General features: G+C 62.4%; 12 protein-coding genes. 1 reads left to right on the top strand and 11 read right to left on the bottom strand.

Annotation, left to right across the window (positions count from 1 at the left end):
- Positions 1 to 12: 12 nt before the first annotated feature.
- Together pgl and zwf are read right to left on the bottom strand one after the other, a co-directional pair.
- Positions 13 to 726, bottom strand: coding sequence for a 6-phosphogluconolactonase (gene pgl, locus FW796_RS07655; RefSeq protein WP_446439204.1), 714 nt, complete (start codon positions 724 to 726; stop codon positions 13 to 15).
- A complete protein-coding gene (gene zwf, locus FW796_RS07650) occupies positions 713 to 2182 on the bottom strand; it encodes a glucose-6-phosphate dehydrogenase (protein WP_346632401.1) in 1470 nt (489 codons plus the stop codon). The genes pgl and zwf overlap by 14 nt, the downstream gene beginning before the upstream one ends.
- A gap of 226 nt (positions 2183 to 2408) precedes the next feature.
- Here zwf and FW796_RS07645 point away from each other — a divergent pair, with 226 nt between their 5' ends.
- Entirely contained in the window at positions 2409 to 3269 is an 861-nt protein-coding gene (locus FW796_RS07645) for a MurR/RpiR family transcriptional regulator (protein ID WP_170001736.1), read from the top strand.
- Between the two features lie 21 nt (positions 3270 to 3290).
- On the opposite strand, the gene FW796_RS07640 is transcribed toward FW796_RS07645, so the two are convergent.
- The 9 genes from FW796_RS07640 to FW796_RS07600 all read right to left on the bottom strand — a co-directional run bounded on the left by FW796_RS07640 (position 3291) and on the right by FW796_RS07600 (position 13870).
- Positions 3291 to 4145 (bottom strand): D-hexose-6-phosphate mutarotase, encoded by an 855-nt coding sequence (locus FW796_RS07640; protein WP_346632402.1) that lies wholly within the window; start codon positions 4143 to 4145, stop codon positions 3291 to 3293.
- A 131-nt stretch (positions 4146 to 4276) separates the two neighbouring features.
- Positions 4277 to 5626, bottom strand: coding sequence for a carbohydrate porin (locus FW796_RS07635; RefSeq protein ID WP_346632403.1), 1350 nt, complete (start codon positions 5624 to 5626; stop codon positions 4277 to 4279).
- An 88-nt stretch (positions 5627 to 5714) separates the two neighbouring features.
- Entirely contained in the window at positions 5715 to 6875 is a 1161-nt protein-coding gene (locus tag FW796_RS07630; protein ID WP_346632404.1) for an ABC transporter ATP-binding protein, read from the bottom strand.
- A 3-nt stretch (positions 6876 to 6878) separates the two neighbouring features.
- Entirely contained in the window at positions 6879 to 7724 is an 846-nt protein-coding gene (locus FW796_RS07625) for a carbohydrate ABC transporter permease (RefSeq protein WP_346632405.1), read from the bottom strand.
- Positions 7717 to 8625 carry a carbohydrate ABC transporter permease gene (locus FW796_RS07620; protein WP_346632406.1) on the bottom strand — a complete coding sequence of 303 codons (909 nt, stop codon included), beginning with the start codon at positions 8623 to 8625 and terminating at the stop codon, positions 7717 to 7719. The genes FW796_RS07625 and FW796_RS07620 overlap by 8 nt, the downstream gene beginning before the upstream one ends.
- A 161-nt stretch (positions 8626 to 8786) precedes the next feature.
- Positions 8787 to 10079 carry an ABC transporter substrate-binding protein gene (locus FW796_RS07615; protein ID WP_346632407.1) on the bottom strand — a complete coding sequence of 431 codons (1293 nt, stop codon included), beginning with the start codon at positions 10077 to 10079 and terminating at the stop codon, positions 8787 to 8789.
- A gap of 116 nt (positions 10080 to 10195) precedes the next feature.
- A complete protein-coding gene (locus FW796_RS07610; protein WP_446439203.1) occupies positions 10196 to 11455 on the bottom strand; it encodes a D-mannose isomerase in 1260 nt (419 codons plus the stop codon).
- A 224-nt stretch (positions 11456 to 11679) separates the two neighbouring features.
- Positions 11680 to 13149, bottom strand: coding sequence for an ATP-binding protein (locus FW796_RS07605; RefSeq protein ID WP_346632409.1), 1470 nt, complete (start codon positions 13147 to 13149; stop codon positions 11680 to 11682).
- On the bottom strand, positions 13139 to 13870 hold the full coding sequence (locus FW796_RS07600; RefSeq protein ID WP_446439202.1) for a response regulator: 732 nt from the start codon (positions 13868 to 13870) through the stop codon (positions 13139 to 13141). The genes FW796_RS07605 and FW796_RS07600 overlap by 11 nt, the downstream gene beginning before the upstream one ends.
- Positions 13871 to 13882 lie beyond the last annotated feature (12 nt).

Genomic DNA, 13882 nt, shown 5'->3' with positions numbered 1-13882 from the left:
CTGATCCTTGGCTCATGGGCACCAGTAAATCTCTAACGGGGTTTGCAGGAAGGCGCGAATCGGCATTTCGGCAACAGCGTCACCGGCCAGTGCGGCACTCAGGGTGGTCAGCTTGGACTGACCGGAAATCGACAACAGCTGATTGCGGGCCGACGCCAGCAAGGCCCGGCTCATGCTCAGGCGCTGATGGGGCACGGTCGGTGCCAGCATTGGCCAGCAGCGACGGGTGCCATCGACCAGAAGCGCTTCGGCCAGGTTCGGGCTGTTGGGGAACAGCGAGGCGGTATGACCGTCATCGCCCATGCCCAGCACCAGCACATCGATACCCGGCAACTCGGACAACAGACGATCCGCCTGCCGCGCCGCTTCTTCCAGGTTGGCCGCAGCGCTATAGAGGCTGAGGAAGCTGGCCTTGGCCACCGGCCCCTGGAGCAGATAGCGCTTGAGCAGGCCGGCATTGCTGTCGGCATGTTCCACCGGCACCCAACGCTCGTCCGCCAGAGTAATCAGCACCTTGGACCAGTCCAGCTCCTGCTTCACCAGGGCCTGGAAAAAACCCACCGGGCTACGGCCACCGGACACCACCAGGGTCGCGTTGCCACGGACGGCAATAGCCTCGCGCAGCAGCTCGGCCACTCTCAGTGCCTGGCCTTCAGCCAACAGGGTCGGGCTGCGGAATTCGTGGGTTGCTACACCCGCCGGCAGTTGCAAATCAGATATCGCCATACCAAGACCTCCCGTCCCGCGTGATCAGTGCAATGGAGCTCATCGGCCCCCAGGACCCGGCCGCATAGGGCTTGGGTGCATCACCGGATTTCTTCCACCCGGCGATCAACTGGTCACACCACTTCCACGCGGCTTCGATTTCATCTTTGCGGACAAACAGGTTCTGATTGCCGCGCATCACTTCCAGCAACAACCGCTCGTAGGCATCGGGAATCCGCGCACTGCGATAGGTATCGGAAAAATTCAGCTGCAACGGACCGCTGCGCAGTTGCATGCCCTTGTCCAGGCCTTGTTCCTTGGTCATCACCCGCAGGGAAATACCTTCGTCCGGTTGCAGGCGGATGATCAGCTTGTTGCTGATCTGCAGGCGCTGCTCGGGGGCGAAGATATAGTGCGAAGGCTCTTTGAAGTGGATGACGATCTGCGACAACTTCTGCGGCATGCGCTTGCCGGTGCGCAGGTAGAACGGCACTCCGGCCCAACGCCAGTTGCGGATATCGGCTCGCAGGGCAACGAAGGTTTCGGTGTCGCTCTGGGTGTTGGAGTTTTCTTCCTCCAGGTAACCCGGAACCGATTGGCCCTCGCTGTGACCGGCAATGTACTGGCCACGCACCACCTGGGTGGTCAGGCCTTCCGGGCTGATGGGCGCCAGGGCCTTGAGCACCTTGACCTTCTCGTCACGGATGCTGTCGGCGGACAGGTCGGCCGGCGGGTCCATGGCGATCAGGCACAGCAACTGCAGCAAGTGGTTCTGGATCATGTCCCGCAGCTGGCCGGCCTTGTCGAAATAGCCCCAACGGCCTTCGATGCCAACCTTCTCGGCCACGGTGATTTCCACGTGGGAGATGTAGTTCTGGTTCCACTGGGTTTCGAACAGGCTGTTGGCGAAACGCAGGGCGATCAGGTTCTGCACCGTCTCCTTGCCCAGATAGTGGTCGATCCGATAGATGCGATTTTCCGGGAAGAACTGGGCCACCGCGTCGTTGACCTTGCGCGACGAATCCAGGTCCGAACCAATGGGCTTTTCCAGGACCACGCGAGTGTGCTGGTTGAGCCCGACCCTGGACAGGTTCTCGCAGATCGCGCCATACACCGCCGCCGGGGTGGCGAAGTAGGCGATCAGGCGCTGTTCGCTGCCAGCGCGCTCGGCCAGGGCCACGTAGTCCTCGGCCTTGAGGAAGTCCACATGCAGGTAGCTCAGGCGAGCGAGAAAAGTCTGCAGGACGGCGCTATCGATGTCCTTGTCGCCGACGTACTTGCGCAGCTCGGTTTCGATATTCGCCAGGTGCTCTTGCTCGGTGCCCGGCTCACGGGCCAGGGCCAGAATCCGCGTGTCGTCATGCAACAGACCGGCGGCATCGAGTTGGTACAAGGCAGGAAACAGCTTACGCAGCGCCAGATCGCCCAGCGCGCCGAACAAGGCAAAAGTGCAGGGTTCAACCGTTATCGAAGGCATGATGTTTGTTCTTTTATCAAGTTAAGCTACAAATACCTTTTTTCAAGGCATCACTCAAGGAAAAATGTAGTAATAAACACAACATTTTTACAAAATACAGATTCCAGGTGGTGGTCGATCCAGGCCATCAGTAGGATAGGCCACCTCTCAACTTCGCATTGCAGGCGCTTGTCGCGGCTCTGCCGCTGCGCCTGACTAGCCGATCTAGGAAACTTTAATGGACCGAGTGCGAAATCTTCTGGAGCAGATCCAGAACCGCCTTGAAGAACTGAACAAGGCGGAACGTAAAGTCGCTGAAGTCATCCTGCTCAACCCGCAGCAGGCGACTCGCTTCAGCATCGCTGCGCTGGCCCAGGCCGCCTCGGTCAGCGAGCCGACGGTCAATCGCTTCTGCCGCTCGTTCGGTGTCAGCGGTTACCCGGAACTCAAGCTGCAACTGGCCCAGAGCCTGGCCAGCGGCGCCGCGTACGTCAGCCGCGCCGTAGAGGCCGACGACAACCCGGAAGCCTACACACAAAAGATCTTCGGCAGTGCCATTGCCTCCCTGGACAGCGCATGCCAGGCCCTGGACCCGAACCTGATCAGCAAGGCCGTTGACCTGTTGATTCAGGCTCGGCAGATCCACTTCTTCGGCCTCGGTGCCTCGGCCCCGGTGGCCATGGATGCACTGCACAAATTTTTCCGCTTCAACCTGGCAGTGACGGCCCATGCCGACGTATTGATGCAGCGCATGATCGCCTCGGTGGCCCACACCGGCGAATTGTTCGTGATCATTTCCTACACCGGCCGTACCCGAGAGTTGGTGGAAGTGGCGCGCATTGCCCGAGAAAACGGCGCTTCGGTGCTGGGGCTGACCGCGGAAAACTCGCCGCTGGCCAAGGCCAGTACCTTGAGCCTGAACATTCCGCTACCGGAAGACACCGACATCTACATGCCGATGACGTCGCGGATCATCCAGCTCACCGTGCTTGATGTGCTGGCCACCGGCATGACCCTGCGCCGCGGCGTGGACTTCCAGCCGCACCTGCGCAAGATCAAGGAAAGCCTCAACGCCAGCCGCTATCCGGTGGGCGACGAGTTCAATTGAGGTAGTTCCGTTCGCCGGCTCCTACACCGCAGCGCGCGCCTGCAGACTCAGGTGCGCCTGCTCCCCCGGCGCCAGGCATAGGCTGTCGGTGCCCCCGGCAGCCGCTTCGACACAGACGAACCGCGACACCTCGTTCCAGCTCACCCCCAGCAAGGGCCGAGTGCCGGGATGCCAGACCACGGTGTCAGCATCGTCACCGGTATCAATGCATAACTCACGCTGCCAGGCGTGATCCTTGAGCTGCAACTCCCCTTCGTGCTGGAACACCCGCTGGCACCCGCCCTCGACCCGCAACTCGCCCTGCTGCTGACAGACCTGGCGGTTCAACTGGTCGTACCCCTGGGCACCATCAAGCCCAGACAGCGCTACCTCGCCGACATCACCAATACGCCAGTAGGCGTGCAAAGCCTGACTCAACTGACAAGGTTCACTGTCCTGATGCTCGGTGCTCAGACGCAGATCCATGCTTTGCCCCAAGTGCGCGTGCAGGTCGACCTTCCAGTCGCACAACTGCAATTGCCAGTGCAGGCGCACACCGTCGTCAGCGCTGCTGCTGTCCAGCAACTTCCAGTCCAACAGCCGCGCCCAACCGTGGGACGGCCAGGCATTTTCGCTGGGATGGCGCCCGTACCAGGGCCAGCAGACCGGCACCCCACCGCGAATTGCCCCCACTTGCGGCCACTTCGCAGCGCACCACAGCCAGGGCTTCTGCCCGGCCGGCTGAAAGTGCAGCAGCTGTGCGCCCTGGCGACTGAACACCGCCTGGCACAGCGGATGATCGATCACCAGCACATCGCGCAGCTGATAGCGCTCCCAGGCGAACACCGGGCGTTCGCGCAAGGATTTGAAAAAGCGTTGTAGCGGATGCTCATGCATGGGCCGCGGTCCTGAAAATCACTGCTGTCTCGATATTCATCAGGGGGACTGCGCCATCCCCACAAAAAAAAGCGGACGGCCCAGGCCATCCGCAAAATGCGCACATAGAGAAGGAGCTTATCGCAACAGCCCTAGAACACCGACTGAATTTTCAGACCGGCCACCAACGCGTTATCCACTTCATCCACACCGCCCGGGTGAGTGATGTACTGCAGGTTGGGGCGCACGGTCAGCCAGTTGGTGACGTGGAAACCGTAGTTGATCTCGTAGTTGTATTCCGTGTCGCGCAGCGGCATGTACAGCGCATTGTCATAGTTGCTGATGCCGTTGTCCTCGTTGATCAACTGGGCGTTCTTGCGCACATCGTCATTGACGTGGATACGCGCAAAACCGATGCCCACGTCATCCTTCGGACGCGCATCGAACGGCCCCTTGTACACGAACATCAACGACTGGTAGTTGTCGACGACGTTGGTGTCCTTGTCATGGAAAGTGGCGTTGGCGGCGATGTTCAGACCACGGGAAGCATCACCATTGTGCGTGGTGAGTTGCTGCTGCCCGACGAACCAGTAGCCGTGCTTGCTGTTGTGCACGCGATAGGCATCACCCGTGTCCGCGGCATCCTGACCGTTGACGTCCTTGCGCACATCATTGGCATCGGCCGTGCTCTTGTAGTAACCGACGCGGTACTCGCCCGGCAGGCTGTTGAGCTTGGGCGACCAGACCAGTTCCACCGGCAATACGGTGCCCTTGGTACCACTGCCGCTGAGCTTGAAGCCGTTGCCGTGCTCCAACTGCGACGGGTTCTGGTTGTAGGCGCCGATCTGCGCGTACAGCTCGGGAGTGATGTGGTACTTGATGCGCAGGGCCGCCTGGCTGACCGGCCAGTTGTACCAGATGCCGGTGGCCCAGTTGCCCACCTGGGAGCCACAGAAGGCCAGGTTCTGGAAATCGCAGGGAAAGGTGTTGAAGTCTTCGCCTTCGCCGAAGTAACCGGCCTTGACGTCCAGCTTGCCGTCGAGGAACTGGTGCTGAATCCACAGTTGGGTCAGACGGACCATATGGCCACGACCGTAAACCTCCTGGGAAGAGCTCAGGGTGCCGGCACGCGGGTCGCCGATGCGGTCGTTGGAAATGTTCTGACCGTTACGGTTGGTCAGTTGGATCTTGGCCTGGGTGTTGTCCCAACCCAGCAGTTTCTGCAGATCGAACGCCACGCCGAGGCCGAACTGGTCGCTGTAGCGCCCGGTCTTGTCGTCGTTGTAGCCGCCATGCAGGTTGGCGCCCATTTCACCGACGTAGTCGGCCTTGATGTCGATCCCCTGTTCGATCAGCTTGGTGCGCTCACCGCCCCAGTCGCCGGTCATCCACTTGGAGTCGGCGCTGAACGCCTCGTCAGCCATGGCATGGGCCGACAGGACCAATGCCGCAGCCGCTGACAACTGGCAAAGCAGCCGGGTATTGCTGTGTTGCTTTTTCATCCCTACATCCTCGTCTTTATTGTTATTAACGATTTATCCAACGCGGTTTACAGCGGGTGCGACGGATGACAGGCCATCCGCCACGGATTCAACGTCCCTTGAACTGCGCCACATTGCCGCTTCGGGGCTCGGACACAGGCGCGCCGGCCGTTCCCAGGCGCTCGCCACTCTGGGCATCGAACAGCAGCACTCGGGCCGGATCGAACTGCAGTGTCAGGGTTTCCCCGGCCTCGGGCGCCTGATCCGGAGCCAGGCGGCAGCAGACCTTGGTGCCATTGAGCGTGACGAACACCAGGGTGTCGGGACCGGTGGGCTCGATCACCTGGACCTCGGCGCGCAGGGTCGGCAAACCGTTGGCTTCGGCGGGAGCCAGGGAAATCTGCTCCGGACGAATGCCGAGGATCACTTCACGGTCTTCAAGCCCCGCGTCCTGCATACCCAGAGGCAGCTCGCAACGGGCCTGGCCACTGTCCAGCAGGGCCAGCAGGCGGCCTTCCTTGCGTTGCAGGCGCAGGGGGATGAAGTTCATCGGCGGCGAACCGATAAAGCTCGCCACGAACAGGTTGGCCGGGTCGTTGTAGATCTGCTTCGGGGTACCGAACTGCTGGATGATCCCGTCCTTCATCACCGCCACCTTGTCGCCCAGGGTCATGGCTTCGATCTGATCGTGGGTGACGTAGACCGTGGTGGTCTTCAGGCGCTGGTGCATCAGTTTCATTTCGGTGCGCATCTCGACCCGCAGCTTGGCGTCGAGGTTGGACAGCGGTTCGTCGAACAGGTAGATCTTCGGCCGCCGCGCCAGCGCCCGGCCCATGGCCACCCGCTGCTGCTGGCCACCGGAGAGCTGGCCCGGCTTGCGGGTCAGCAGGTGCTCGATCTGCAGCAGCTTGGCCACCCGCGCCACCTCCGCGTCGATCTCGGCGCTGGGCATCTTGCGGATCTTCAGGCCGAAGGCGATGTTGTCGCGCACGCTCATGGTCGGGTACAGCGCGTAGGACTGGAACACCATGGCGATGTCACGGTCCTTGGGGCTCATGCCGCTGATGTCGGCATCATCCACCAGGATCGCCCCGCCGCTGATGTTCTCCAGCCCGGCGATGCAGTTCATCAGGGTGGATTTACCGCAGCCGGACGGGCCGACGAGGATCAGGAACTCACCGTCGTCGATCTTCAGCTCGATGTTCTTCAGGGTGTCCGGCAGGCCGGCACCGTAGGTCTTGTTGACGTTGCGTAATTCGAGAGTTGCCATGCTTTACCCCTTGACCGCGCCGGACGTCAGCCCGCGCAGGAAATACTTGCCGGCGAAGATGTAGACCAGCAGTGTCGGCAGCCCGGCGATCATCGCCGCCGCCATATCAACGTTGTATTCCTTGGCCCCAGTGCTGGTGTTCACCAGGTTGTTCAGGGCCACGGTGATCGGTTGCGCGTCGCCGCTGGCAAACACCACGCCGAACAGGAAGTCGTTCCAGATCTGGGTGAACTGCCAGATCAGGCAGACCATGATGATCGGCACCGACATCGGCAGCAGGATCTTGCCGAAGATGGTGAAGAACCCGGCGCCGTCCAGGCGCGCCGCCTTGACCAGGGCATCGGGGATGCTCACGTAGTAGTTGCGGAAAAACAGCGTGGTGAAGGCCAGGCCGTAGACCACGTGCACCAGCACCAGACCGGTGGTGGTGTTGGCCAGGCCGAACTTGCCAAGGGTGAACGAGGCCGGCAGCAGCACAGTCTGGAACGGCAGGAAGCAGCCGAACAGCAGCAGGCCGAAGAACAGCTGGGAGCCGCGAAAGCGCCACATCGACAGCACGTAGCCGTTCATTGCACCGATGAACGTGGAGATCAGTACCGCCGGCACGGTGATCTTCACCGAATTCCAGAAGTAGCCGCCCACGGTGTCCCAGGCCTTGATCCAGCCGATGCCGTCCACCACCTGAGGCCAGCTCAGCAGGTTGCCGGTGCGGATGTCTTCGGGGGTCTTGAAGCTGGTGAGCAGCATCACCACCAACGGAATCAGGTACACCGCCGCCGCCAGCAACAGCGTGGCGTAGATGGCGATCCGACTGAAATTCAGGGTTGGCTTGGCGAGGGAGTTATTCATGGCGCTTGCCTCGCAGTTCGGAGTACAGGTACGGCACCAGAATGGTCAGCACGGCCCCCAGCATCAGCATGGCACTGGCGGAACCGATGCCCATCTGGCCACGGCTGAAGGTAAAGGAATACATGAACATCGCCGGCAAATCGGAGGAGTAGCCCGGGCCACCCGCGGTCATCGCCGCCACCAGATCGAAGCTCTTGATGGCGATGTGGGCGAGGATCATGAAGGCACTGAAGAACACCGGGCGCAGGCTCGGCAGGACGATCCTCAGGTAGATGGTCGGCAGGCTCGCACCGTCCACCTGGGCAGCGCGGATGATCGACTGGTCGACACCCCGCAGGCCGGCCAGGAACATCGCCATGACAAAGCCCGAGGCCTGCCACACGGCAGCGATCACCAGGCAATAGACCACCCGGTCCTGATCCACCAGCCAGTCCAGACGAAAGCCTTCCCAGCCCCAGTCACGGAGCATCTTGTCCAGACCCAGGCCAGGGTTGAGCAGCCACTTCCAGGCGGTGCCGGTAACAATCATCGACAGTGCCATGGGGTACAGGTACACGGTGCGAATGAAGCCTTCCTTGCGGATGCGCTGGTCCAGCAACACCGCCAGGAACACCCCCAGCACCAGGCTGATGGCGATGAACATGCCGCCAAAGAGCGCGAGGTTCTTGCTCGCCACCCACCAGCGGTCGTTGTCCATCAAGCGCAGGTACTGCTGCAGGCCGACCCACTTGTAGCTCGGCATGAAGCTGGAATTGGTAAAGGACAGAATGAACGTCCAGATGATGTAGCCATAGAACCCCACCAGCACGATCACCATGCTTGGCGCCAGCACCAGCTTGGGCAGCCAGCGCTGCAGTGCGTCCAGGGGTGAGGCCTTGCTGAAAACCGCCACAGAGCTCATCGCAATAACCCGGTTGAAGAAATGGAACCTCTGCCTGCAGGAACCGGCTCGCCAGCGAACGGCACGACACGATGTACCGGGCACGGCGCTTCGCCGGCGAGCCGGCTCCTACACAGGGAGAGGTGGACAACGAGCCGCAGGCGAACCTGCGGCGCCGGACCTTACTGCGCGGCCTTGACCGCCGAGGCCAGTTGCGCACTGGCCTTGGCCGGGTCCGCATCCTTGTCGTTCATGAAGTTGGTCACCACGTCGAAGATCGCGCCCTGCACCGCCAGGGAAGTGGCCATGTTGTGCGCCATGCTCGGCTGCAGGCCGCCGGTCTTCTCGTCGGCCAGGAAATCCTTGGCCGCGGCTTGCGCACAGGAGTCGAAGCCCTCGGTACTCATGGCATTGAGCATGTCGGTACGTACCGGGATCGAGCCCTTGTTGATGCTGAAGACCTTCTGGAAGTCCTTGCCCAGGGCGACCTTGGCCAGGTCTTGCTGAGCGGCGATATCACCTTTGCGATCGGCCTTGAGCTTGAACACCGCCAGGGAGTCGATGTTGTAGGTGAAAGCCTTGTCGGTGCCCGGGAACGGCACGCACTGGTAGTCCTTGCCGGCGACTTTCTTCGCCGCCGTCCATTCACTCTTGGCCCAGTCGCCCATCATCTGCATGCCGGCCTTGCCGCCGATCACGTCGGCGGCAGCGATGTTCCAGTCACGCCCGGCGCGGTTGGGGTCCATGTAGCCGGTGATCTTCTTCAGCTCGGTGAAGGCCTTGGTCATTTGCGCGCCGGAGAGGGTTTTCTGGTCCAGGTCCACCAGGGCTTTCTTGTAGCCCTCAGGGCCCATCACCGACAGCACCACATCTTCGAATACGGTGCTGTCCTGCCACGGCTGACCTCCGTGGGCCAGGGCAATGAAGCCCGCAGCCTTGAGCTTGTCGCCAGCGGCATAGAACTCTTCGAGGGTGGTCGGAGCCTTGTCGATCCCGGCCTTCTTGAACACTTCAGGGTTGATCCACAGCCAGTTGACCCGGTGGATGTTCACCGGCACCGCGACGTAGTCACCTTCGTACTTGACGGTATTGGCCACCTTGGACGACAGCAGGCCGTCCCAGTTTTCCGCCTTGGCCACGTCCTTGAGGGTGTCGGTGCTGAGCAAGCCGGTGCTGCCCCACTCCTGGATGTCCGGGCCCTTGATCTGTGCCACACCCGGTGGGTTGCCGGCCACGGCGCGGCTTTTCAGCACGGTCATCGCGGTCGAACCGCCACCACCGGCGACGGCGCCGTCCTTCCAGGTGAAACCGTCTTTTTCCACTTGGGCCTTGAGCACATCGACGGCGGCTTTTTCACCACCCGAAGTCCACCAGTGGACGACTTCCACGGAACCTTTGGAATCGGCGGCGAGGGCACTCAGGGGAAACAGAGAGGCAAGGGAAATGACAGTGGCGAGGCGAGAAATCGCATTCATTTGAAGTACCTTTCTTGTTGTTATGCATGCAAGTCTGGTGCTTGCGCTGCACACGAGTCTAAACAGCCTAGTCGAACGTTCGGGTAACGAAGCGACGGGGAAATGTCACGACATGGTTACACAAGGCCCGGAACAGACGCTTGGGCCAAAGCCGAGGCCATGCTCGGCGCCAGGGGCAGACGCGGAATCAGCACGGCTTGCCAGGCGTGATAGAGGTCCGGCTTGCCGCCCCAGATTTCGGCGGCCGGGCGGTTGTCGCTGCCCAGTTCGTGATGCCAGCTACCCTGTTGGCGATCGATGAAATGCACTTCGCAGAACTCCCAGAAAAGCCGGTACCAGGTCTCGTACTGCTCTTGGCCGGTGCGCCTGAGCAAGGCGCTGGCGGCGGCGCTGGCCTCGGCGTGAGTCCAGTGCAGACGCTGGCGAACCACGGGCCGGTTGTCCCAGTCCAGGGTGTAGACAATGCCCGGGGCACCGTCCACGTCCCAGCCGTAGCGACAGTTACTCTCGAACAAACGTTGCGCATCCAGCGCCAGCCAACCCGGAGTCAACATGCCGGCCTGGACCCGCGATGCATCCAGGTGCAACAGCAGGCGCGCCCACTCGAAACCGTGGCCCGGCGTGGTGCCGAAGGGACGGAAACCGTCGGCGGGGCAGGCCTGGTTGTAGTCCCGCACAGGCTGCCAGGACGGATCGAAATGCTCGATCACCATGAAGTCATTGGCTGCGGCGTGCTGATGGATCACCCGTTCGACGATGCGCAGCGCGCGGTTGAGCCAGCGCGGGTCCTGGGTGACATCGGCCAGGGCCAGGAAGGCCTCGGTGGCGTGCATGTTGCTGTTGGCGCCGCGATAGGCTTCCTGCTCGCTCCAGTCGCGGTTGAAGGACTCGCCCATGGCGCCCTCCTCCTCGCTCCAGAAATGCCCGTCAATGACCCGGATCGCCTCCGCGAGCAGGGCTTCGGCACCGGGCCGCCGCGCCACCACTGCGGAGCTGGCGGCCAGGGCGACAAAGGCATGCAGATAGGCAGCCTTGGTGCTGTTGCCATCCGCGTGACCGGCCACGGCGAACCAGCCACCGTGCTCGGCATCACGCAACGGGCCCATGAGGGCGGCGATGCCGTGGTCCACCAGCCCGGCGTAACCCGGCAAGCCCTGGATATGGGCCATGGCAAAACTGTGGGTCATGCGCGCGGTGTTCATGGTTTCGGCCAGAGCGCCGACGGGCAGGCAGCCCTGGGCATCGAGGTTGCCGAAGCCTTCGGCGAGCCGTGAAACCTTGGCGAAATCCAGCAGGCGCTGGCCTTCGGCGGCGAGCCAGGAATGGTGAGCGGGCGCGTTCAGCCAACTGCGCAGCGGCAGGGGAAGAGAGTCCATGGGTGACCTGTTGTTGTTTTTATCGAAGGCTTGAGTCTAATCAAGCCGCCGGCAACCGCAGGTAACGAAGGGCCCGCACAATGTCACCAAACGGTGACATTACCCTCCGTCCCGTAGGAGCCGGCTTGCCGGCGAAGAGGCCCTTGAGTGCTGTAGCGCCCTTGAGGACGCCTTCGCTGGCAAGCCAGCTCCTACACAAGCCAGCACTTACACCGGCCGGTAGGTCAGTCGAAGGTCCGGGGCAGGTACAGGGTTACCCGCAGGCCGCCTTCGCGCAGGTTCTGCAGGCTGACTTCGCCGCCATGGCTGTGGGCAATGTTGCGCGCAATACCCAGGCCCAGGCCGTAGCCCTGCTGCTGGCCGGCAAGACGGAAGTGCGGTTCGAAGACTTGCTCCAGACGTTGCTCCGGTACGCCGGGGCCTTCGTCGTCGACATGCAGGACAAAGCCGCTGTCGTCGTCTTCGATGTGCAGGTGAGCGTTCTGTCCGTACTTCAGGGCATTGTCGATCAGGTTGCCCATGCAGCGCTTGAGCGCCAGGGGCTTGCCCGGGTAGCTGGCCAGGGCCCGGCCCTGCTGGGTTACGCGGCCATTGCCGTTGGGTGCCAGATAAGGCTCTACCAGGCAGTCGAGTACCTGATTGAGGTCCACCGGTTCGATGTTCTCGTGGATGTCGGTGTCCTTGACGCATTGCAGCGCGCCTTTGACCAGCAGCTCCAGTTCGTCCAGGTCGCGACCGAACTTGGTTTGCAATTGCTCGTCCTCCAGCAGTTCCACCCGCAGGCGCAGGCGGGTAATGGGGGTGCGCAGGTCATGGGAGATGGCGCTGAACAGCTGGCTGCGCTCGGTCAGGTAGCGACTGATGCGTTCGCGCATGCTGTTGAAGGCCCGGCCCACCTCCACCACTTCACTGCCGCCGCCCTCCGCTACCGGCTCGACATCCGCCCCCAGGGACATGTCCCGAGCCGCCCGGGCCAGGCGCTTGAGGGGCCGACTCTGCCAGTGCACCAGCAGGCCGATGAACAGCAGCAGAAAACCGCTGGTAAGAAGGATGAACCACACTTGCTGCGCCGGCAGGCCCTGTTCTTCGAGGCTGGTGTAGGGCTCGGGCAGGAGCGAGGCGATGTACAGCCATTCTCCCGGGGCCATCTGGATCTGGGTCACCAGCACCGGTGGGTTCACCGGCTCAAGGGTCAGGGCGTAATGGGCCCAGGAGCGGGGCAGTTCATCGAGTTTGAGGCCGCCATTGAAGATCCGCAGATCATCGGGGCTGACAAAGGTCACGGAAATGTCCGCGTCGTTGCCCAGGGACTGGCGCAACACTTGCTCCACCGCCTGCAATACCGCCTCTTTACGCGGGGTGGCGGGCAGCACCTGCATGCCCAGGGGCTTGTCATTGAGGGTCACGACAAAACGAGTACCGCCCATGCTGCGCAACTGGTCGAGCACCAAGGGGCGATAAGCCACCGGCAGCGAACGCAGGTAGCTGACGCTGGCGGTCATCGAGTGAGCCAGGCTGCGGGCGCTGGTCACCAGGCCCTCGAGCTGGGTGGCGCGCAATTGTGAAACCCAGATCACGCTGGACAGGGCCTGGGCAAACAACACCGCCAGCAAGGTCAGCAGGAGCATGCGCCCCAGTAGAGAGCGGGGCATCGGCACCCGTCGCAATACCCCGCGCAACGCCTCAGTGACCATTGCCGGCAACCACATTGGCTGCCAATTGATAGCCACTGCCACGCACGGTACGGATCAGCCGCGGCGGCTTTTCCGTGTCCCGCAGACGCTGGCGCAGGCGGCTGACGGCCATGTCGACGATGCGGTCCAGGGGCATCAGGTCGCGCCCGCGGGTGGCGTTGCCGATGGTGTCGCGATCGAGGATTTCCTGGGGGTGGTCGAGGAACAGCTTGAGCAGGGCGAAGTCGGCGCCGGAGAGGATCACCTCCTCGCCGTCGTTATGAAACAACCGATGACTGATCACATCCAGGCGCCACTCGTCGAAGCACAACACTTCGCCGGCAACCCGCTCCTGAGCGAACTGGGCGCGGCGCAGCAGGGCCTTGATCCGTGCCTGCAGTTCGCGGGGGCTGAAGGGTTTGCCCAGATAGTCGTCGGCCCCCAGCTCCAGGCCGATGACCCGGTCGGCCTCGTCGGAACTGGCGGTGAGCATGATGATCGGCACCTGGCTGCGCCGTGGATGCTGGCGAATCCAGCGGCACAGGCTGAAGCCGTCTTCGTCGGGCAGCATCACGTCGAGGATCACCAGGTCGCTGGGCGCCTCGCTCAGGGCCTGGCGAAAGCCGGCGCCATCGGCGGTGGTGCGCACCTGGAAACCGCAGCGGCTGAGGTAGGTTTCCAGCAGCTCGCGAATTTCCTGATCGTCGTCAACCAACAAAATCGACTTACTGACTGAACTCACCGGGGCCGTCCT

Source organism: Pseudomonas sp. 910_21, from assembly GCF_052850735.1.
This window is presented reverse-complemented; position numbering and strand designations above follow the sequence as displayed.